Source organism: Amycolatopsis sp. NPDC114505, from assembly GCF_055633615.1.
Genome location: NZ_JBVKDV010000002.1, coordinates 360329 through 379401, shown reverse-complemented (window position 1 = coordinate 379401; position 19073 = coordinate 360329). Strand labels below are relative to the sequence as shown.

The following is a 19073-nucleotide window of genomic DNA, read 5'->3' as shown; positions in this document are numbered from 1 at the left end:
AGTGGCTCTCAACTGGATACTCGTCGAGTGGAACACGTTACAAGTGAGGTGGCATGACGGAGCAGTTCGACGTCGTCGTCGTCGGCAGCGGCGCTGCCGGGATGACCGCCGCGCTGGCCGCGGCGAAAGCCGGTCTGAGCGTCGTCGTCCTCGAGAAGGCGGCCTGCTTCGGCGGCTCGACCGCCCGCTCCGGCGGCGGGGTCTGGCTGCCGGGCAACCACGCGCTGCGCGCCGCCGGGATCGACGAACCGCCCGAGTGGGCCCGCGAATACCTGGCCTCGATCGTCGGCGACGTCGTGCCGGCCGTCCGGCGTGACACGTTCCTCGCGCACGGCCCCGAGGTGCTGAAGTTCGTGTGCGACCACACGCCGCTGAAGTTCCGCTGGGTCCGGAACTACAGCGACTACCACCCCGAGGCCCCCGGCGGACGCTCCGGCGGCCGCTCGGTCGAGCCGATGGCCTTCGACGGCAAGCTGCTCGGCGACGACCTCGCCCACCTCGAAGCGCCGTACAGCGCTCCCCCGCTCGGCGTGCCCATCACCCAGGCCGACTACCGCTGGCTGAGCCTGCTCGCGCGACACCCGCGCGGGGTCGTCCGGATGCTGTCGCTGGGCGTCCAGTGGCTGGTCGGGAAGGTCCGCGGACAGCGGCTGCTCAGCATGGGGCAAGCGCTTGCGGCCGGGCTGCGGGTGGGCCTGACCAGGGCGGGCGTCGACGTCCGGCTGAACACGCCGCTGCTGGACCTGCAGTTCGAAGGCGACCGCGTCACCGGGGTCGTCACCGCGGACGGAGTCGTCGGGGCCCGCCGCGGCGTGATTCTCGCCAGCGGCGGGTTCGAGCAGAACCTCGAGATGCGCGAGAAGTACCAGCGCGCGCCGATCGGCATCGACTGGACCGTCGGCGCGGCCGCCAACACCGGCGACGGCATCACCGCCGGCCTCAAGCTCGGCGCCGCGCTCGACCTGATGGACGACGCCTGGTGGGGACCGTCGCTGCCGCTCACCGGCGGCCCGTGGTTCGCCCTCGCCGAGCGCTCGCGGCCGCGCTGCATCATGGTCGACGCCCGCGGCGAGCGGTTCGCCAACGAGTCGGCGCCCTACGTCGAGGCCGTGCACGCGATGTACGGCCCCGGGGACGGGCCGGGCGAGCACATCCCGACCTGGCTCGTGTTCGACCAGAAGTACAAGGACCGGTACATGTTCACCGGCGTCGGGCCGCGTCAGCCGCTGCCCGGCCGCTGGTTCAAGGCCGGGATCGCGGTGAAGTCGTCCACCCTGGCCGGACTGGCCGCGAAGATGGACGTCCCGCCGGACGGCCTGGAAGCCACGGTGACGCGCTTCAACGGCTTCGCGCGCAACGGCGTCGACGAGGACTTCCAGCGCGGCGTCAGCAAGTACGACCACTACTACGGTGACCCGCGCAACAAGCCCAACCCCAGCCTCGGCCCCCTGGACAAGGCGCCGTACTACGCGGTGAAGATCGTGCCGGGCGACCTCGGCACCAAGGGCGGGCTGCGGACCGACGAACAAGCACGAGTCCTGCGCGAGGACGGCTCGGTCGTACCGGGCCTCTACGCCGCGGGCAACGTCAGCGCGGCCGTGATGGGCCGGACGTACGCCGGGCCGGGCGCGACCATCGGTCCCGCCATGGTGTTCGGCTACCTTGCGGCCACGCGGCTGGCGCACGAAGATCAAGGGACCACGGGAGGCGAGCGATGACGCAGGAGTCCGTACGCACCATCTACGCCGGTGAGCCGCCGGCCCGGTTCGCGCGCGGCTGGCACTGCCTCGGCCTGGCCGAGCGGTTCCGCGACGGGAAACCGCACGCGGTCACGGCGTTCGGCACCAAGCTGGTCGTCTGGGCCGACTCGAAGAGCGAGCTGCACGTGCTCGACGGCTACTGCCGGCACATGGGCGGCGACCTCACCCAGGGCAGCGTCAAGGGCGACGAGGTCGCGTGCCCGTTCCACGACTGGCGCTGGAGCGGCAAGGGCAAGTGCGTCTCGATCCCCTACGCCAAGCGGGTTCCGCTGCGCGCGCGGACGCGGTCGTGGACGGCGTCCGAGCAGAACGGCCAGCTCATGGTCTGGCACGACCCGGAGGGCAACCCGCCGCCGGCCGAGCTGGCGATCCCGCACATCGAAGCCGCCGACAGCTCCGAGTGGAGCAACTGGACGTGGGACTCGATCTTCATCGACGGCTCCAACTGCCGCGAGATCATCGACAACGTCGTCGACATGGCGCACTTCTTCTACATCCACTACGCGTACCCGACGTACTTCAAGAACGTGTTCGAGGGCCACATCGCGACGCAGTACCTCAACACCAAGGGCCGCCCGGACATGGGCATGGCGTCCAACTACGGCGGCGAGGACAACCTGCTGCGGTCGGAGGCGTCGTACTTCGGGCCGTCGTACATGATCAACAAGCTGGTGAACTCGTTCCAGGGCTACGAGATCGAGAGCGTGCTCATCAACTGCCACTACCCGGTGACGCCGACGTCGTTCGTGCTGCAGTACGGCATGAAGGTCAAGAAGCAGCACGGGCTGACCGACGAGCACGCGGACAAGATCGCGGCGAAGCTGGCGAAGGGCATCGGCGCCGGGTTCCTGCAGGACGTCGAGATCTGGAAGCACAAGACGCAGATCGACAACCCGCTGCTGTGCGAAGAGGACGGTCCGGTCTACCAGCTTCGCCGGTGGTACCAGCAGTTCTACGTCGACGCCGCCGACGTCACCGACGACATGACCCAGCGGTTCGAGTTCGAAGTGGACACCACGAAGGCCAACGAGGCGTGGGCGGCCGAGGTGGCGGAGAACCTGGCCCGACAGAAGACCGAGGCGGAAGTGTGACCACCGCCGAGACCGTCGAGTTCCTGACCGGCGGGCTGCGGCCGCACGAGTGCCGCAGCTGCGGGACGTGCGTGCTGGTGAAGAAGAACAGCATCCAGCACACGAGCATCCAGTGGACTTCGCGGCCCGCCGAGACGTGCCCGGTGTTCGCCGACGCGGACGGCCCGTCGGCGCTGCTCGACACGTGCCCGAAGCTGGCGGACAGCATCGGCGACGCCGTCCGCGAGGGCTCGCTGGCGGTGGCCGATGGGTGAGCGGGTCTACACGCTGACGGTCGCCGACGTCGTCGTCGAGACGCCGGACGCGCGGTCGGTGGTGTTCGAGATCCCCGCCGAGCACGCGCCGGCCTTCGCCTACTCCGCCGGGCAGTTCCTGACGCTGCGGATCCCCAGCGAGCGGACGGGTTCGGTGGCGCGGTGCTACTCGCTCTCGAGCGCGCCGCACGAGAACCGCGTGCAGGTGACGGTCAAGCGGACCGACGGCGGGTACGGCTCGAGCTGGGTCTGCTCGTCGCTTCGCCCCGGGATGCAGGTCGACGTGCTGGCGCCGGCCGGGGTGTTCTGCCCGACGTCGGTCGACGAGGACTTCCTGCTGTTCGCCGGCGGCAGCGGCATCACGCCGGTGATGGCGATCCTCAAGACGGCGCTGGAGCAGGGGTCCGGCCGGGTCGTGCTGGTCTACGCGAACCGCGACGAGAGCTCCGTGATCTTCGCGGGTGAGCTGGCTTCGCTGGCGAAGCGCTACGGAGACCGCCTGGTCGTGGTGCACTGGCTGGAGAGCGTGCAGGGCCTCCCGGACGTCTCGCAGCTGCGCGGGCTGGCTTCCGTGTACACCTCGTACGAGGCCTTTCTGTGCGGGCCGGCGCCGTTCATGGCCGCCGCGCGGGAGGCGCTCGGGCAGCTCGGGGTGCCGCGGGACCGGGTGCACGTCGAGAAGTTCACGTCGCTGACGGGGAACCCGTTCGAGGCCGCCGTCGCGGAGGAGCCCGAGCCGGAATCGGACGAAGCGCCCGCGTCGCTGACCGTGACGCTCGACGGCGACACGCGGGAGCTGGCCTGGCCGCGGCAGCGGAAGCTCCTCGACCAGCTGCTGGAGGCGGGGATGGACGCGCCGTACTCGTGCCGCGAGGGACAATGCAGTGCGTGCGCGTGCCGGATCACCTCAGGTGAGGTGAAGATGCTGCACAACGAGGTCCTGGACGCCGAGGACATCGCGGACGGCATCGTGCTGGCCTGCCAGTCGCTGCCGGTCACCGACGACGTCACGATCAGCTACGAGTAGGAGTTCCCGCGTGCCCATCGACCCCGCCGTCGCCATCGGAGCCGAGATCGGCGAGGTGCACTTCGCCTGGACGTCGTCGGACGTGCTGCTCTACCACTTGGCTTTGGGTGCCGGCCCGGACGAGCTGCGCTACACCTACGAGCAGGACCTGGTGGTGCTGCCGACGTTCGCGACGGTCGCGGCGAACCTGCGGGTGTTCGACCCGCCGGCGGTGAAGTTCCCCGGGGTCGAGATCGACCTGGCGAAGGTGCTGCACGGCAAGCAGGAGGTCACCGTGCACCGGCCGATCCCGACGTCGGGGAAGGCGGTGGCCCGCTCGCGCATCGCGGACGTGTTCGACAAGGGCAAGGCCGCGGTCGTCGTCCAGGAGGTCGCGGTGACCTCGTCGGCCGGGGATCCACTGTGGACGGCCCGGTCGAGCATCTTCGCCCGCGGTGAGGGCGGCTTCGGCGGTTCACGAGGTCCGTCGGATCGCATCGAGTGGCCGGCGCGCGAGCCGGACGTCGTGCTGGAGACGCCGACGCTGCCGCAGCAGGCGTTGTTGTACCGGCTGTGCGGCGACCGGAACCCGCTGCACGCCGACCCGGCGTTCGCCGCGGCGGCCGGGTTCCCCGCGCCGATCCTGCACGGGCTGTGCACGTACGGGATCGTGGCGCGGGTGCTGGTGAACGAGTTCCTCGACGGCGACCCGGCGCGGGTGGCGTCGTTCGCGACGAAGTTCGCCGGGGTGGTGTTCCCCGGCGAGACGCTGCGGATCAGCGTGTGGCGCGAGGACGGCAGGCTGCTGGTGACGACGACGGCGGTGGAGCGCGACGACGCCCCGGTGCTGGCGGACACGGTATTGGTGCCCACTTCGTGAGAAGGCTCCGGCGATCGCCCGCTAACGTGGAGGGGTGACTTCGGAATACTTCGTGGTGCGGGGCGCGGTCGAACACGGCGACGAGCGAGGCCGTGAGCTGGGCTTTCCGACGGCCAACATCGCGCTGAGCGACCAGTCGGGGTCCGTCGGAGACGGCGTGTGGGCGGGCTGGGTGGGCCGCCCCGACGGCTCCCGCATCCCGGCGGCGATCTCGGTCGGCCGCCGCCCGACGTACTACGGAGCGGACGGGTACCGCCTGCTGGAGGCCCACCTGCTGGACTTCACGGGTGACCTGTACGACGAGACGCTGGTGGTGTGGCTGGGCTCCCACCTGCGCGACCAGCAGGCGTACGCCTCGGCGGAGGACCTGATCACGGCGCTGAAGAACGACATCGCGGCGGCGACCCAGTGGACGGCCGACCACCCGGCGGCCGCGCTCCCGGCCGCCGGGGAAAGCCCCTTGGGCGAGGTCCGCCGAGTCACGGGCTGAGGGTCTGCCGCGGCTTGTCGTGAGTGAGAAACAGTGTTCTAACCCTGTTTCCCACTCACGACCGGTTCGTCACAAGGCCGAGGCCAGCAGCATGTAGCCCATCCCGGCCCCCATCACCGCCCGGCAGACCGCGCGCGACGCCTGCCCGGGTCCGGCCACCGCCACCGCCGATCCGCGCACCACGAGCGCTCCGGACCACACGGCGTCCACCACGAAGTACCCGGCCGCCACCACCGCGACCAGGGGAAGCGCCAGTCTTGAGTCCATTGTGGACATCGTCAGCCACGGTCCGTGCGTCATACCGCCGTGGGGCATCGCCGTCACCATGTAGAGCATCGCCGCCGCTGACAGAGCGTGGTGGGCGCAGCCCGCCCGGCCGCGCCACCACGCGACCGCGAACCAGCCCGCCGTCAGCACCAGCACCGCCTGCCAGCCCGCCGCCGGGATCGGGCCGCCGACCGGGGAGAACATCGCCACCATCGCGACCACCAGCAGCAGTTCGGCCAGGTCACCGTGGCGGACGCCGTCGCCCAGCCGCCCGTAGTCGAGGCGGACGAGCCGCAGGACACACGGCAAAGCCAGCGCCGCGAACACCGCGGTGAGCGCCCAGTCGACCGCCATCGCCAGCCGGCCTCACTCTCCGTCGTGGGTGGTGTCTCCACCGTGACAGCCACGACGGCCGGGCACCAGCCGTCAATGAGGTGACGCCCTAGTCACCCGTCAGGACGAGTCCACTGGTCGGCACGCCCGTCCCCGCCGTGACCAGCACCCGGGACGCACCGCCGACCTGGTTGACCGCCGTCCCGCGGATCTGCCGGACGCCCTCCGCGATGCCGTTCATCCCGTGGATGTACGCCTCGCCGAGCTGGCCGCCGTGCGGGTTCAACGGCAGCACGCCGTCGAGTTCCAGGGCGCCGTCGGCAATGAAGTCCTTCGCTTCCCCGCGACCGCAGAACCCCAGCTCCTCCAGCTGCATCAGGACGTACGGCGTGAAGTGGTCGTACAGCACCGCGACGTCCACATCGGACGGTCCGAGCCCGGACTGCGCCCACAGCTGCCTGCCGACGACGCCCATCTCGGGCAGCGCGGCCAGGTCGTCGCGGTAGTAGCTGGTCATCACGTACTGGTCCGGCCCGCTCCCCTGCGCCGCCGCCGCGATCACCGCCGGCGGCCGCGCGAGCGCACGCGCCCGTTCGACGCTCGTCACGACCAGCGCCACCCCGCCGTCGCTCTCCTGGCAGCAGTCGAGCAGGTGCAGCGGCTCGGCCACCCAGCGCGACGACTGGTGCTCCTCGAGGGTGATCGGCCGCTCGTGGAACCACGCGTTCGGGTTGGTCGCCGCGTGCTTGCGGTCGATCACCGCGACCCGCCCGAAGTCCTCGCTCGTGGCGCCGTAGTCGTGCAGGTAGCGCCGCGCGACCATGGCCACCGTCGCCGCCGGCGTCGCGATGCCCATCGGGTAGTGGAACGCGTTGTCCACTCCGGACGAGTTGACCTGCCCGGCCGCGGCCGAGGACACCTGGCCGAACCGCATGCCCGAGCGTTCGTTGAACGCGCGATACGCGACGACGACGTCCGCGACGCCGGTCGCCACCGCCATCGCGGCCTGCTGCACGGTCGCCGCGGCCGCGCCGCCGCCGTAGTGGATGCGGCTGAAGAACTTCAGCTCGGGGATCCCGAGCTCCCGCGCCACCGCGATCTCGGCGTTGCCGTCCATGGTGAACGACACGAGCCCGTCCACATCGGACGGTGTGAGCCCGGCGTCCGCCAAGGCGTGGGAGATGCATTCGGCCGCCAGCCGCAGTTCGCTGCGCCCGGAGTCCTTCGAGAACTCCGTCGCGCCGATCCCGGCGATGGCGGCCTTGCCCGAGAGCGTCACGGCAGCGTCACCTCCACGGTCCCGGCGACGTGCTCGCCGAGCGAGTCCACACCGGACACCGCCACGACGACGTCGTCGCCGTCACGGGAGACCACGCGGCCGGTGAACGTCAGCGTGTCGTAGGCGTAGCAGGGTACGCCCAGCCGGATCTTGATCGACCGGATCAGCGCCTCCGGGCCGGCCCACGCCGACACGAACCGCTGCACCAGGCCGGTGTCGGTGAGGATGTTGAGGAAGATGTCCTTCGAACCGCGCGCCACCGCCGAGTCCCGGTCGTGGTGCACGTCCTGGAAGTCGCGGGTGGCCAGCGCCGTGCTGACGACGAACGTCGGCGTCGCCTCGATCGTCAGCGGCGGCAGCTCGGTCCCTTCGGTGACGGTCATCGCGCCACCTTCCAGGCCGGCAGCGTCAGGTCGTCGTCGACGCGGACGAACGCCGCCACCACCGGGAGTCCGATGTGGACCTCCTCGGCGGACGCGTCCAGCAGCTCGGCCATCACGCGAACCCCTTCTTCCAGCTCGACCAGGGCCACGACGAACGGCATGTCCTTGCCCGGCACCGGCGGGTGGTGGTGCACGACGTAGGAGAACACGGTCCCGCGGCCGCTGGCGACGACGTAGTCCGGCTTCGTGTCCAGCGCACCGTCGGGCGGCATCGGCCCCGGCGGGTGCCGCAGGGTCTCGCCCCAGCGCTGGATCCGCAGCTCCCCTTCGCGCAGGCCGTCCCAAAAGAACTCCGTGTCGCGGCTGATCACCGGCCGCAGGACCGGCGCCGCCGGCGGTTCCGGCGCGGGCGGGCGGAACTTGAGGACGCGGAACATCATCTCCGCGACGGCCTCGTCCCCGACGTACCAGGTCATCCGCGTGGTGACGAACCAGCCCTCGCCCAACGCGGTCCGCTTCGGGCCGACGACGTTCTCCAGCCGGGTCCGCGCCTCGACCTGCTCGCCGGGCCGCAGGTAGCGGTGGTAGGTCTGCTCCGAGTTCGTCGCGACGACGGACGTGAACCCGGCCTCGTCGAACAGCTCCATCATCAGGCCGAGCGGGTCGTCACTCCCCCGCGGCACGTTCAGGCCGCCCATCGTCCACACCTGCGCCATCGCGGGCGGTGCGACCAGTCCCTTGTGGACACTCTTCGCGGCGAACTCCGGGTCGGTGTATACCGGGTTGTCGTCGCCGATCGCCTCGACCCAGTTGTTGACCATGGCCTGGTTCACCGGGTCGCGCGCCAGGCGTGGCGCGCATTCGCCGCGCGCGATGACCTTCTCGGCGGCTTCGATGATGTCCTTGTCGTTCATCGCGGCACCCTCGGCAGGCCCAGGCCGATCGACGCGATCAGCTCCCGTTGGATTTCGCTGACGCCGCCGCCGAACGTCAGCACGATGTTGCGCTTCGCGGCGACGTCCAGCCACTCCGCCAGCTCGGCGGTGTCCGGATCGGACAGATCGCCGTGGCGCCCGACCAGCTCCTCGAGGTTCCGGCCGATGCGCTGGATGACCTCGGAGCTGAACACCTTGGTCGCCGACGCGTCCCCGACGGCCACCGGCGCGCTCGCCGAGGACACCGCGACCTGCCAGTTCAGCAGCTCGTTCACCCGCGTCACGGCCATGGCCTCGGCCAGCACGGCCCGGACGTCGGCGAGGTCGAGCAGGCCGTGGGCGGCGGCCCAGGCGCGGACGCGGTCGTACAGCCCGCCGATCCGCCCGGCCGGGCCGAGCATGACGCGCTCGTGGTTGAGCTGCGTCGTGATCAGCCGCCAGCCTTCGTTCTCCTTGCCCACCAACCGGTCCACCGGCACGCGAACGTCCGAATAGTACGTCGCGTTGACGTGGTGGGCGCCGTCGCAGGTGATGATCGGCGTCCAGGAGTAGCCGGGGTCGCTCGTGTCCATGATGAGGATCGAGATGCCCTTGTGCCGCGGCGCGTCCGGCGCGGTCCGCACGGCGAGCCAGATGTAGTCGGCGTCGTGGCCGCCGGTGGTGAAGATCTTCTGGCCGTTGACGACGTACTCGTCGCCGTCGCGCACCGCCGTCGTCCGCAGCGCCGCGAGGTCGGTCCCCGCTTCCGGCTCGGTGTAGCCGATCGCGAAGTGGATCTCGCCGGCCAGGATCTTGGGCAGGAAGAAGGACTTCTGCTCGTCGGTGCCGTACTGCTGCAGCGTCGGCCCGACCGTCTGCAGCGTCACCGAGGGCAGCTGGACGTCGGCGCGCACGGCCTCGTCGACGAACAGGTGCTGTTCGATCTCGCCGAAGCCCTGCCCGCCGTACTCGGCGGGCCAGCCGACGCCGAGCCGGCCGTCGCGGCCCATCCGGCGGACGATCTCGCGGAACACCGGCCCGTGCCGCTCGCGCAGCATCGCCTGGCGTTCCGCCGGGCTGATCAGCCCGGCGAAGTATTCGCGCAGTTCGGTGCGCAGTGCTTTCTGCGCCGCGGTCAGTTCGACGTGCATCAGTTCACCGCCACTCGTTCGCCGAGCCGGCCGAGCCGGTGCCCGGCGCCGCCGAGCGCCCGGCCGAGGTCCTTGACCGCCGACGAATACCGGTGCAGCGGGTAGGTTTCGTCGACGCCGACGCCGCCGTGCAGGTGGTGGCAGGTCGCGAGCGCCTTCGGTGCCTCTTCGGCGAGCCAGTAGGCGGCGATGTCCAGTTCGGCGTCCGCGTCCAGGCCGGCCGCGAGCCGCCACACCGCGGACGTCACGGCCAGGTGCACGGTCCGCGAGGCGACGTAGACGTCGGCGATCTGGCCCGCCACCGCCTGGAACGTCGCGAGCGGACGGCCGAACTGCGTGCGCTCGCCCACGTGCTTCACCGTCAGGGCGAGGGCGCCGGCCAGGAGGCCGTCCCCGAGCGCGAGCGCGCCGGCGAGCGCGAACCGGTGCAGCGCCGCGACGGCGCCCCGGTCGAACAGCAGGTCCGCCTCCTCGACGGCGACGCCGGCCAGCCGGACGGTGTACTCCGGCGGCCCGGCCGAGGTCGGCGTCGGGACGAGCGTGACGCCGTCGGCGTGCGGGTCGACCAGGTAGACGGCGGTCCCGTGCCCGGTGCTTACCGGCGTCAGGATGCGGGTGGCTTCGCTCGCGTACGGGACCGCGGTCTTCACGCCGTCGAGCAGCCACTTCCCGTCGCGCGCCCGCGCTGTCGTCGCGGGTTCCGCGACGAGCGGGGCGGACGGCTCGTGCAGGGCCGCGGTGAGCAGCGCGTCTCCCGCGGCGACCGCCGGCAGCAGCTGCGCGCGTTGCTGGGGCGTGCCCAGGGCTTCGATCGGCAGCACGCCCAGCGCGAGGGCGGCGTAGGCGGGCACCGGCGCGGCGGCGCGACCGACCTCGGTCAGGACCTGCGCGACCTCCGCGACGCCCAGGCCGTCACCCTCCAGGTCCGGGGGCAGCGCCAGGGCGAGCAGGCCCGCCGACGCGAGCGCGCGCCACGGATCGTCGACCGCACCCAGCACCTTCGCGGCGAGGGCGGCGATCTCCGTCTGCGTATCGTCAAGGGTGAAGTCCACGCCCGTCCTCCGGATCGGCGCAATACTGAAACCTGTTCTAGTCTTAACCGGAAAGGCCCGGTACGGCAACCCCCGCGGAGGAGTCGAGTGGCGGTGACCGAACGCGGTGGCGCGCGCCGCCGGCGGATCACCGTGCCGCCGACCGCCGGGGTGCCCGACCCGGTCCCGCTCGACCTGCCCGGGCGCGGACGGACCGTGGTCACCGACGTCGGACCGCGGGACGCGCCCGCCATCGTCCTGTTGCATTCGGTGGCCTGCACGGGCCTGCTGACCTGGTATCCGGCCCTCGACCGGCTGGCGCGCGACCACCGCGTCGTCGTGTTCGACCAGCGGTGGCACGGCCGGGGCATCCGTTCGCCGGAGTTCCGGCTCGCCGACTGCGCCGGGGACGTCACCGCCGTGGCGGACGCGCTCGGCCTCGAGCGGTTCGCGCTCGCCGGGTACTCGATGGGCGGGATGGTGGCCCAGCTCGTCGCCCGCGCCGAACCAGAACGTGTTACCGGACTGGTGCTGTGCTCGACCGCGAGCAACTTCCGGCGGGGGCTGCGCCAGAGCGTCGCGCTCGACGTGTTCGGCCGGACGCTGCGGCAGCTGCGCGAGCGCGTGAAGCTGCCCGCCGTGCCCGCCGCCGTCCCGCGCGAGCGCGTCGACGACTACCGGTGGGGTCTGCGGGAGTTCCGGTCGACCACGCCGTGGGAGGTCGCGGTCGCCGTCGACGAGATCGGCCGGTTCGACTCGACGCGCTGGCTCCCTTCCTTGCGGCTGCCCGCGGCCGTCGTCGTGACCACCCGCGACCGGTTCATCGCCCCCGACCACCAGCGGTCCCTCGCCCACCGCATCCCCGGTGCGGCGACCTACGAGGTCGCGGCCGGGCACGCCGCCTGCGTGCTCGCCGCCGACCGCTGGGTGCCCGCCCTGCTCGCCGCGGTCCACTCCCTTTGAGGAAGGAACTCACGATGGGACGTTTCAGCCTGCCCGATGAGAAGCCCGGCGGCCTGGACTCGCCGGTGACGGCGAAGGTCATGAAGTACGGGGCGAAGGCCCAGGTGGCGGTCTTCAAGCTGACCGGCGGCCGCCTCGGCGGCACGTGGCGGGTCGGCGCGGGCTTCCGCAAGCCGGTGCCGACGCTGCTGCTGGAGCACCGCGGGCGCAAGTCCGGCCGGCTGTTCACCACTCCGCTGCTGTACCTGAGCTCCGGAGCGGACGTCGTCATCGTCGGTTCCCAGGGCGGGCTGCCGAAGCACCCGCAGTGGTATCGCAACCTGCTGGCGCACCCCGAGACGCGCATCCACCTCAAGGGCCGGCGGGATGTCCCGGTGACCGCGCGAGTGGCCGGTCCTTCGGAACGCGCCGACCTCTGGCCGCGGCTGGTGGAGCTCTACGCCGACTTCGCGAAGTACCAGGCCTGGACCGAGCGGAAGATCCCGGTCGTGGTGCTCAGCCCGCGGCCTTGAGCAGGTCGGACAGCGCCTCCGGGAGCGCGTCGGCCAGCGGCCACAGGTCCTTGACCAGCTCCTTCGCGCCGAGCAGGCCGACGTGCACCTTGCCGGCGTTGGACAGCACCGTGACGTTCAGCCCGGCGCCGTGGAAGACCGGGCCGAGCGGGTAGAGGCCGGTGATCCGCGCGCCGAGCAGGTACAGCGGCATCGGCGGGCCGGGCACGTTGGAGACGACCAGGTTGTGCACCACCGGGTGCTTCTCGGCCAGGCGCAGCGCCGAGTACGCGCGCACGGCGAGCCCGAACGCCGTCGCGGCCGAGAACTGAGCCCAGTCCTGCAGCATGTCGGCGTCCATGTCGTGGTGGTGGTCCTTCGACAGCCGGTTGGCCTCGGCGAGGAAGAACACCCGCGCGGCCGGGTCGGGCAGGTGCGTCGGCAGGGAGGCGAAGAACGCGGAAACCTTGTTGCTGCCGTGCTCGCGCTCGGTCCGGTCGTGCACCGAGACCGGGACGGTCGCGACCAGCGGGTCGTCCGGCAGTTCGCCGCGCGCTTCGAGGAAGTCCCGCAGCGCCCCGGCGACGAGCGCGAGCACGACGTCGTTGACCGTGACCCCGAAGGCGTTCTTGACTTCCTTGACCTCGTCGAGGTCGAGCTGGGCGAACGCGACGCTGCGGTGGCCGGTGATCGTGCCGTTCAGCGACGTCCGCGGTGCGGTGAACGGGATCGGCATCCCCTTGCCGCGCAAGGCTTTCCCGAACCAGCGCGTGCCGAGCTCCAGCAGGTCCGGCAGCAGCCGCGCGAGCTCGGCAGGACGTTTCGCGACGCTCTCGACGCCGGTGCGGAGCAGGTTCAGCGGCGAGGGCATCGAGGGGTTGCGCGGTTCCTCGATCGCCGGCGCCGGCGCGTCCGGCTCGACGCCGGCGAGGTAGGTGATCAGGCTGGCGCCGCTCACGCCGTCGACGCTGGCGTGGTGCATCTTCAGCAGCACGGCGATCTGGCCGTCGGCCAGGCCTTCGATGACGTGGAGCTGCCAGAGCGGGTGCGCGCGGTCGAGCTGCTGCCCGGCGATGTGCGCGCACAGCTCGGCCAGCTCGGCGCGGTCGCCGGGGGCCGGCACGCCGATGCGGTGCACGTGGTGGTCGAGGTCGAAGTCCTCGTCCTCGACCCACACGGGATGCCCGATGTTCCAGAACGGATTGTGCAGTTTGCGGCGGAACGCCGGAATCAGCCGGACCCGTTCGTCGAGCTTTTCTTGCAGCTTCGCGAAGGTGTAGCCGCCGGGGACGGTCGAGCCGTCGAGGGTGATCAGCCCGCAGACGTGCAGGACCTGCGACGACGTCTCGAGGTAGAGGAAGCTCGCGTCGAGGCCGCTCAGTCTCTGCATGCCGATCAGCGTAAGCCACTTCCGGTGAGCGGCGCGCTACACTACTCGCCGGTATCATCACGCTGGTGCAGCCGAATTTCCTGATCCGTCGCGCGGTCCAGCTCGGCCTCACCGCGAACGCGCTCCGCCCGTTGCGAGCCCGGTCCACGACCATCCCGGCGTTCTTCGCCGGGTGGCTGACCGGGGAGCTCGCGCCCCAGTTCCTGGCGTTGACGGCCGCGGACACTGCGTTGCATGTGGCCAGTCACGGCGTCCGCGACCGGTCGACGCAGGCCGGGCTCGCGATGGCCGCCGCGTCCGCCGCCGGGCTCGCCACGCTGATCCGCACGGGCCACGGCGCCCGCGAGGAGATCGAGAAGGCGCTGACGTCCGCGCTGGGCGAGGACTACGCGTCCGAGCTGGGCCGCTCCGACCTGGGGCTGCCGTGGGGCGAGCTGGCGCTGCCGTTCCGGATGGGCGCGCCGGACGTGCGCGTCGACCGCAACATCGCCTACGCCCCGGGCGGCAAGCGGTTCCTGCTGGACGTGTACCGGCCCGCTGAGCCGGTGACGGGCGCGCCGGTGCTGCTGCAGGTCCACGGCGGCGCGTGGGTGATCGGCAACAAGGAGGAGCAGGGCCGGCCGCTGATGCGCTACCTCGCGCGTCGCGGCTGGGTGTGCGTGGCGATCAACTACCCGCTTTCGCCGACCCATCGCTGGCCCGCGCACATCGTGGCGGCGAAGCAGGCGCTGGCGTGGATCCGCTCTTCGATCGCCTCGTACGGGGGCGACCCGGATTTCGTGGCGGTGACGGGCGGTTCGGCGGGCGGTCACCTGTCGGCGCTGCTGGCGTTGTCGCAGAACGACCCGGCGTTGCAGCCGGAGTTCGAGGACGTCGACACGAGCGTCCAGGCTTGTGTACCGCACTACGGCGTGTACGACTTCGCGGCGACGTCCGGGTCCCGGGCCAGTCAGTACCGTTTGGAGAGCTTGATCGCGCGGCGGGTGTTCGCGGCGGACCGTGATCCGGTGCGGCATCTCGACGACTACATCGCGGCGTCCCCGCTGGACCGGATTTCTTCGGACGCACCACCGTTTTTCGTGATCCACGGGCGCGACGACTCGCTGGTGCCGGTGCGCGAGGCGCGGGAGTTCGTGCGACGGCTCCGGGAGAAGTCCCGGCAGCCGGTGGCTTACGCCGAGCTGGCCGGGGCGCAGCACGCGTTCGACGTGTTCACTTCCGTGCGGAGCGCGCATGTCGTGCGGGGTGTGGCGCGGTTCCTGGACTTCACCTACAACGCTTGGAAGGCCGAGAACCGGTAGCCGCGGCGGCACCGTCAGTACGCGAGGTCGACGGGGCTCGCCGAGGGCGGGCCGTCCAAACGCCACTCGGCTCCCGCACGGATGAAGCGGTACCAGCGGGCGTCACGGCCGTAGCGCAGCTGCAGCTCCCCCTGTGTCAGGCGGTTGCGCCAGACCTTGGGCGTTCCCGGCAGGCCCGCCTCCGTCAGCACCGCCTGGGCCTCCGCCAGTGGGCCCGGCCCCGGCTGCCACGTCTCGCGCACGACCGCCAGGCCCGCGCGGCCGGCTTCGCGCCACGCCTCCGCCCAGAGGACCAGGTCCCGCGCCGGTACCTCGGCCGCGGTCGCCAGCGCCGTGAACTCCGAGCCGGACCGGCTCGCGGCCCGGCGCGCGAGATCCTCTTCGAACGTCAGCTCCGCCGCCGTCGCTCCGGCCGTCAGCAGGTCGCGGGCCAGGGAGGCGGCGTCCGCCGCCAAGCCGGACAGCGCGTCCGCCGTCCAGCCGGTGCTCGGGGGCGGGTCGAGGTCGAGGACCGCCGGTGGGCCGGGCAGCCGTGGTGGCGGGGGCAGGTCGGGGATCGCGCCCGGGCGCCGGGCGTAGGCCGCGCGCGGGGTGAGTCCCTCGTCCACGCGCTTCGGCAGCTTCGGCCGCTCGCCGCGCGCCGGGGCGCGGCGGGACCGCAGCTCGGCCAGGACGTCCGCCCGCGGGCGGCCGCGCAGCAGGAACAGCGTGAACGGGTCGCGGTCCACCTCGTCGGCGACCAGGTAGTACACGGCGGCGACGTGCTTGCACGGGTTCGCCGAGTCCGGGCACGAGCACCGCGGCCGCAGGTCGCCGGGGCCGGGCAGCAGGTCGGCGCCCGCCTCGCGCGCCTGCTCGGCCAGCGCGCCCGGCAGCTCGCCGTCGAGCAGCGCGGCCGCGTGCCCGAGCCGGGTGCCGACCACGCCGAGCAGCGTGTCCCACTCGCCGTCGGTGAAGGTGCGCATGGTGATGGTCACCTGGTACGGCTCAGGCCGGCTGCCCCGCACTCGCGCCGTCATCGCCCCGGCGCCGAAGTGCAGCTCGCTGACCGTGCCCTTGCGCGCGTAGGTCCGCCCGCGGGGCAGCCGGTTGGGGTCGAGCTTCGCGCGCTGCTCCAGCGCGTCGACCCAGGCGCGTCCCCACCACGTCCGGCCGAAGTTCCGCCTCGGGGGCATCAGCCGCTCCCGAGCCGGACCAGGTCGGCGAGCGCGTCGTCGGACAGCTCGGTGATCCAGTCCTCCCCCGCACCGACGATCGACTCGGCCAGCCCGCGCTTCTTTTCGAGCACCTGCGCGATCCGCTCTTCGAGGGTGCCCTCGGCGATCAGCCGGTGGACCTGGACCGGCCGGTCCTGGCCGATGCGGTACGCGCGGTCGGTGGCCTGGTCTTCGACCGCCGGGTTCCACCAGCGGTCGTAGTGGATCACGTGGGTGGCGCGGGTCAGGTTGAGCCCGACGCCGCCTGCCTTGAGCGAGAGCAGGAACACCGGGATCTCGCCTGCCTGGAACCGGTCGACCATGTCCTGGCGTTTCGCGGGCGAGCTTTCGCCCGAGAGCAGCTCGCTGGGCAGGCCCCGGTCTTGGAGCCGGCGTTCGAGCAGCCGGCAGAGCTGGACGTACTGGCTGAAGACGAGCACGCTCTCGCCCTCGTCGAGGATGACGTCGAGCAGCTCCTCGAACGCGGCGAGCTTCCCTGACCGGCCGGTGAGCGCGCTGAGGGGTTCTTTGAGGAACTGGGCCGGATGGTTGCAGATCTGCTTGAGCTCGGTGAGCAGCCGCAAGACCTGCCCGCGCCGCTCGATGCCTTTCTTCTCGCGAATCTCGGCCAGGTTCTCCCGCACGACGGCTTCGTAGAGCGTGGTCTGCTCGGCGGTGAGCGGGACGAACCGATCGGTTTCGGTCTTGGGCGGCAGCTCCGGGGCGATGTCCGGATCGGACTTGCGCCGCCGCAGCAGGAACGGCCGGACGGTGGCGGCCAGCCGTTCGGTGACGGCCTTGTCCCGATCACGTTCGATCGGGCGCGCCACGGTGCGGCGGAAGCGGTCGAGCGGGCCGAGCAGGCCGGGCGTGGTCCAGTCCACAATGGACCAGAGCTCGGTCAGCCGGTTTTCGACCGGGGTGCCGGTGAGGGCGACCTTGGCCCGGGCGGGGATCTTGCGGAGTTCTTTGGCTGTGGCGGAAAGGGGGTTCTTGACGTGCTGGGCCTCGTCCGCGGCGATGAGTCCCCAGTCCACTTCGGACAGTGTCTCGCGGTCCCGGCGGAGGACCCCGTAGGTGGCGAGCACGACCTCGTCGGGGGCGAGGTCGTCGAGGTGCCGGCTGCCGCCGTGGAACCGGCGGACCGGGACGTCCGGGGCGAAGCGGGCGAACTCGCGTTCCCAGTTGCCGAGCAGCGAGGTCGGGCAGAGGACCAGGGTGGGGCCGCCGGTTGAGCCAGGATCCGCGGTGACCTCAGCCGTGGGAGACCGCCCATCGGCCTCAAGCATCTCTCCCACGGGGAGCGCGGCTGCCTGATCCTCCGATACATCGCCCGCGGCGAGGCGTAGGGGCGCCGAGGCGGCCAGGTCTCGGCGGTGCAGATGCAGGGCGATCAGCTGGATCGTCTTGCCGAGCCCCATGTCATCCGCCAGGCAAGCGCCCAACCCGAGATCGGTCATCGTCGCCAGCCATGCCAGCCCCGCCTGCTGGTACGGCCGCAGCATCGCCTGCAGCCCCGGCGGTGGCGCCACCAAAACGCCCTCCCGATCCCGGATGCGCGAAGCCAGCCCGCCCAGTACCGGGGGCGCCGCGAACTCGACGCGTTCGCCGTCCAGTTCCAGCTCGCCCGTCAGTGCCGCCGCCAGGGCCTCGCCCGCGTCCAGCTTGCGGGTTCGGCTCCGGACCCGCGCGAGCAGCTGCGGATCCACCCGCACCCACTGCCCGCGCAACCGGACCAGCGGACGTTTCGCCTCCGCGAGGGCCGCGACCTCCGCCTCCGTCAGCTGCTCGCCGCCCAGGCTGAGCTGCCAGCGGAACTCCAGGAGGCTCTTCAGCGCGAACTCCGCCTCCGTGACGCTCGCCGGCGCCTGGGTCGCGCTCGCCTTCGCCTTCACCTCGCCGGCGAACAGCCCCTTCTCCCACAGCACCTCGATGCCCGCGCCGCCGAGGTCGCGGCTGCCGTCGGTGAGGAGGTCGACGACGTCGTCGTCCGTCAACGGCAGTTCCGCCGGCGTGGCCTGCTCCAAGACCCGGCCCAGCGGCGCCCACGCCCGCGCGCCGCGGCGGAGGCCTAACAGCAGCTGCGTCTCCACCTGGTCGCCGAGCCGGCTCAGCACCGCGTCCGGCGCGTCCCACAGCGTCGACGCCTCGACCACCAGGCTCGCCTCCGCCATGCTGCGCACCGCCAGCACTCCGGCGAACGTGTCTTCGCCCCGGCCCTCGACCCGCAGCAGCACCTGGACGCCGCGTGGTTCGCGGGCCTCCAGCTCGGCCAGCCAGGCCGCGCCGTCCGGGCCGAGCAGGGCCGGTTCGCGCGCCGCGAACGCCGGGTCGCCGGCCCCCACCGGCGCCGCCGGGCTGCGCGCCAGCAGGTCGGCCGTCGCGTCCCAGAGTGCGCGGACCAGGGAGTCCGGCGAGTGCAGGCGGATGCGTTTCAGCCCGGTCAGCGGCAGCGCGTACGCCTCCGGTGGCAGCGCACCGGCCAGACCGCGCAGCAGCTCTTCGTCGGCCGCGTCCAACGGCCCGATCCGCCAGGCTGCCGCCCCGGCCGGCGAGACGGCGGGCCGCAGCCGCCCCCGCGCGACGAGGTTCACCCCCGCGTTGACGGCCGCCGACCACGCCGCGATGGCCGGGCTGGCCTCCTCCCCCAGCGAGAGCAGGCGCGGTAGCGCGCGTTCGAGCGGGACGAGCTCCGCGTCGACCTTCGTCCGCGCGAACTTCCCGCCCCTGGGCAGCACGAGCTCGATCGTGGTCCCGCCGGCCACGTCGTCGCCCCACAAGGCCAGCACGCCCTCCCGCGGGGGATCCGCGGGAAGGTAGGTGGCCTGGGTGTCTGCGCTGAACTCCACGACGGCAACGCTAGAACACACCCCCGACAGTTTCGGCCCGGGCG

Annotated in this window: 18 protein-coding genes; 9 read left to right on the top strand and 9 right to left on the bottom strand. The window is 71.9% G+C overall.

Annotated features, from left to right (window positions below; genetic code table 11):
• Nucleotides 1-53 precede the first annotated feature (53 nt).
• The 6 genes from kstD to ACZ7OU_RS19800 are packed head-to-tail and all read left to right on the top strand — an operon-like array spanning nt 54 to nt 5481.
• On the top strand, nt 54-1718 hold the full coding sequence (kstD, locus tag ACZ7OU_RS19825) for a 3-oxosteroid 1-dehydrogenase (protein ID WP_470238600.1): 1665 nt from the start codon (nt 54-56) through the stop codon (nt 1716-1718).
• On the top strand, nt 1715-2851 hold the full coding sequence (locus ACZ7OU_RS19820; RefSeq protein WP_470238601.1) for a 3-ketosteroid-9-alpha-monooxygenase, oxygenase component: 1137 nt from the start codon (nt 1715-1717) through the stop codon (nt 2849-2851). The genes kstD and ACZ7OU_RS19820 overlap by 4 nt, the downstream gene beginning before the upstream one ends.
• Nucleotides 2848-3105 (top strand): hypothetical protein, encoded by a 258-nt coding sequence (locus ACZ7OU_RS19815; RefSeq protein WP_470238602.1) that lies wholly within the window; start codon nt 2848-2850, stop codon nt 3103-3105. Before ACZ7OU_RS19820 ends, ACZ7OU_RS19815 begins: the two co-directional genes overlap by 4 nt.
• The gene (locus ACZ7OU_RS19810; RefSeq protein WP_470238603.1) at nt 3098-4132 is read left to right on the top strand and encodes a 2Fe-2S iron-sulfur cluster-binding protein; all 1035 of its coding nucleotides are present in this window, start codon (nt 3098-3100) and stop codon (nt 4130-4132) included. Before ACZ7OU_RS19815 ends, ACZ7OU_RS19810 begins: the two co-directional genes overlap by 8 nt.
• Before the next feature lie 10 nt (nt 4133-4142).
• On the top strand, nt 4143-4991 hold the full coding sequence (locus ACZ7OU_RS19805; RefSeq protein WP_470256169.1) for a MaoC/PaaZ C-terminal domain-containing protein: 849 nt from the start codon (nt 4143-4145) through the stop codon (nt 4989-4991).
• 34 nt (nt 4992-5025) lie between these two features.
• Nucleotides 5026-5481: a riboflavin kinase gene (locus ACZ7OU_RS19800; protein WP_470256168.1), complete on the top strand. Its 456-nt coding sequence runs from the start codon at nt 5026-5028 to the stop codon at nt 5479-5481.
• A gap of 69 nt (nt 5482-5550) precedes the next feature.
• Here the strand turns inward: ACZ7OU_RS19800 and ACZ7OU_RS19795 are convergent, their stop codons facing one another.
• The 6 genes from ACZ7OU_RS19795 to ACZ7OU_RS19770 form a co-directional block, all read right to left on the bottom strand.
• Entirely contained in the window at nt 5551-6102 is a 552-nt protein-coding gene (locus ACZ7OU_RS19795; RefSeq protein WP_470238606.1) for a DUF5134 domain-containing protein, read from the bottom strand.
• Nucleotides 6103-6190: 88 nt separating this feature from the next.
• Complete coding sequence (locus tag ACZ7OU_RS19790) at nt 6191-7360, bottom strand: lipid-transfer protein (RefSeq protein WP_470256167.1); 1170 nt, start codon at nt 7358-7360, stop codon at nt 6191-6193.
• On the bottom strand, nt 7357-7743 hold the full coding sequence (locus tag ACZ7OU_RS19785) for a MaoC family dehydratase (protein WP_470256166.1): 387 nt from the start codon (nt 7741-7743) through the stop codon (nt 7357-7359). Before ACZ7OU_RS19785 ends, ACZ7OU_RS19790 begins: the two co-directional genes overlap by 4 nt.
• Nucleotides 7740-8657, bottom strand: a complete 918-nt coding sequence (locus tag ACZ7OU_RS19780; RefSeq protein WP_470256165.1) for a bifunctional MaoC family dehydratase N-terminal/OB-fold nucleic acid binding domain-containing protein — start codon at nt 8655-8657, stop codon at nt 7740-7742. Before ACZ7OU_RS19780 ends, ACZ7OU_RS19785 begins: the two co-directional genes overlap by 4 nt.
• Nucleotides 8654-9808, bottom strand: a complete 1155-nt coding sequence (locus ACZ7OU_RS19775; protein WP_470256164.1) for an acyl-CoA dehydrogenase family protein — start codon at nt 9806-9808, stop codon at nt 8654-8656. The genes ACZ7OU_RS19780 and ACZ7OU_RS19775 overlap by 4 nt, the downstream gene beginning before the upstream one ends.
• Nucleotides 9808-10860: an acyl-CoA dehydrogenase family protein gene (locus ACZ7OU_RS19770; protein ID WP_470256163.1), complete on the bottom strand. Its 1053-nt coding sequence runs from the start codon at nt 10858-10860 to the stop codon at nt 9808-9810. The genes ACZ7OU_RS19775 and ACZ7OU_RS19770 overlap by 1 nt, the downstream gene beginning before the upstream one ends.
• Before the next feature lie 93 nt (nt 10861-10953).
• On the opposite strand from ACZ7OU_RS19770, the gene ACZ7OU_RS19765 reads away from it, so the two are divergent.
• Complete coding sequence (locus ACZ7OU_RS19765; protein WP_470256162.1) at nt 10954-11802, top strand: alpha/beta fold hydrolase; 849 nt, start codon at nt 10954-10956, stop codon at nt 11800-11802.
• Nucleotides 11803-11816: 14 nt separating this feature from the next.
• Complete coding sequence (locus tag ACZ7OU_RS19760) at nt 11817-12314, top strand: nitroreductase family deazaflavin-dependent oxidoreductase (protein WP_470256161.1); 498 nt, start codon at nt 11817-11819, stop codon at nt 12312-12314.
• Here ACZ7OU_RS19760 and ACZ7OU_RS19755 read toward each other — a convergent pair.
• The gene (locus tag ACZ7OU_RS19755) at nt 12298-13683 is read right to left on the bottom strand and encodes a WS/DGAT/MGAT family O-acyltransferase (protein ID WP_470256160.1); all 1386 of its coding nucleotides are present in this window, start codon (nt 13681-13683) and stop codon (nt 12298-12300) included. The genes ACZ7OU_RS19760 and ACZ7OU_RS19755 overlap by 17 nt on opposite strands.
• 65 nt (nt 13684-13748) lie before the next feature.
• Between ACZ7OU_RS19755 and ACZ7OU_RS19750 the strand changes: the two genes are divergently transcribed.
• On the top strand, nt 13749-14984 hold the full coding sequence (locus ACZ7OU_RS19750) for an alpha/beta hydrolase (RefSeq protein ID WP_470256159.1): 1236 nt from the start codon (nt 13749-13751) through the stop codon (nt 14982-14984).
• 14 nt (nt 14985-14998) lie between these two features.
• Here ACZ7OU_RS19750 and ACZ7OU_RS19745 read toward each other — a convergent pair whose 3' ends face one another.
• Together ACZ7OU_RS19745 and ACZ7OU_RS19740 are read right to left on the bottom strand one after the other, a co-directional pair.
• The gene (locus ACZ7OU_RS19745) at nt 14999-16159 is read right to left on the bottom strand and encodes an SWIM zinc finger family protein (RefSeq protein ID WP_470256158.1); all 1161 of its coding nucleotides are present in this window, start codon (nt 16157-16159) and stop codon (nt 14999-15001) included.
• Nucleotides 16159-19029 (bottom strand): DEAD/DEAH box helicase, encoded by a 2871-nt coding sequence (locus ACZ7OU_RS19740; RefSeq protein ID WP_470256157.1) that lies wholly within the window; start codon nt 19027-19029, stop codon nt 16159-16161. The genes ACZ7OU_RS19745 and ACZ7OU_RS19740 overlap by 1 nt, the downstream gene beginning before the upstream one ends.
• Nucleotides 19030-19073 lie beyond the last annotated feature (44 nt).

What these genes read in the sequence shown, in the direction of transcription:
- kstD (WP_470238600.1), top strand. Translation starts at nt 54, where the DNA reads ATGACGGAGCAGTTCGACGTCGTCGTCGTCGGCAGCGGCGCTGCCGGG.
- ACZ7OU_RS19820 (WP_470238601.1), top strand. Translation starts at nt 1,715, where the DNA reads ATGACGCAGGAGTCCGTACGCACCATCTACGCCGGTGAGCCGCCGGCC.
- ACZ7OU_RS19810 (WP_470238603.1), top strand. Translation starts at nt 3,098, where the DNA reads ATGGGTGAGCGGGTCTACACGCTGACGGTCGCCGACGTCGTCGTCGAG.
- ACZ7OU_RS19795 (WP_470238606.1), bottom strand. Translation starts at nt 6,102, where the DNA reads ATGGCGGTCGACTGGGCGCTCACCGCGGTGTTCGCGGCGCTGGCTTTG.
- ACZ7OU_RS19785 (WP_470256166.1), bottom strand. Translation starts at nt 7,743, where the DNA reads ATGACCGTCACCGAAGGGACCGAGCTGCCGCCGCTGACGATCGAGGCG.
- ACZ7OU_RS19780 (WP_470256165.1), bottom strand. Translation starts at nt 8,657, where the DNA reads ATGAACGACAAGGACATCATCGAAGCCGCCGAGAAGGTCATCGCGCGC.
- ACZ7OU_RS19775 (WP_470256164.1), bottom strand. Translation starts at nt 9,808, where the DNA reads ATGCACGTCGAACTGACCGCGGCGCAGAAAGCACTGCGCACCGAACTG.
- ACZ7OU_RS19760 (WP_470256161.1), top strand. Translation starts at nt 11,817, where the DNA reads ATGGGACGTTTCAGCCTGCCCGATGAGAAGCCCGGCGGCCTGGACTCG.
- ACZ7OU_RS19755 (WP_470256160.1), bottom strand. Translation starts at nt 13,683, where the DNA reads ATGCAGAGACTGAGCGGCCTCGACGCGAGCTTCCTCTACCTCGAGACG.
- ACZ7OU_RS19745 (WP_470256158.1), bottom strand. Translation starts at nt 16,159, where the DNA reads ATGCCCCCGAGGCGGAACTTCGGCCGGACGTGGTGGGGACGCGCCTGG.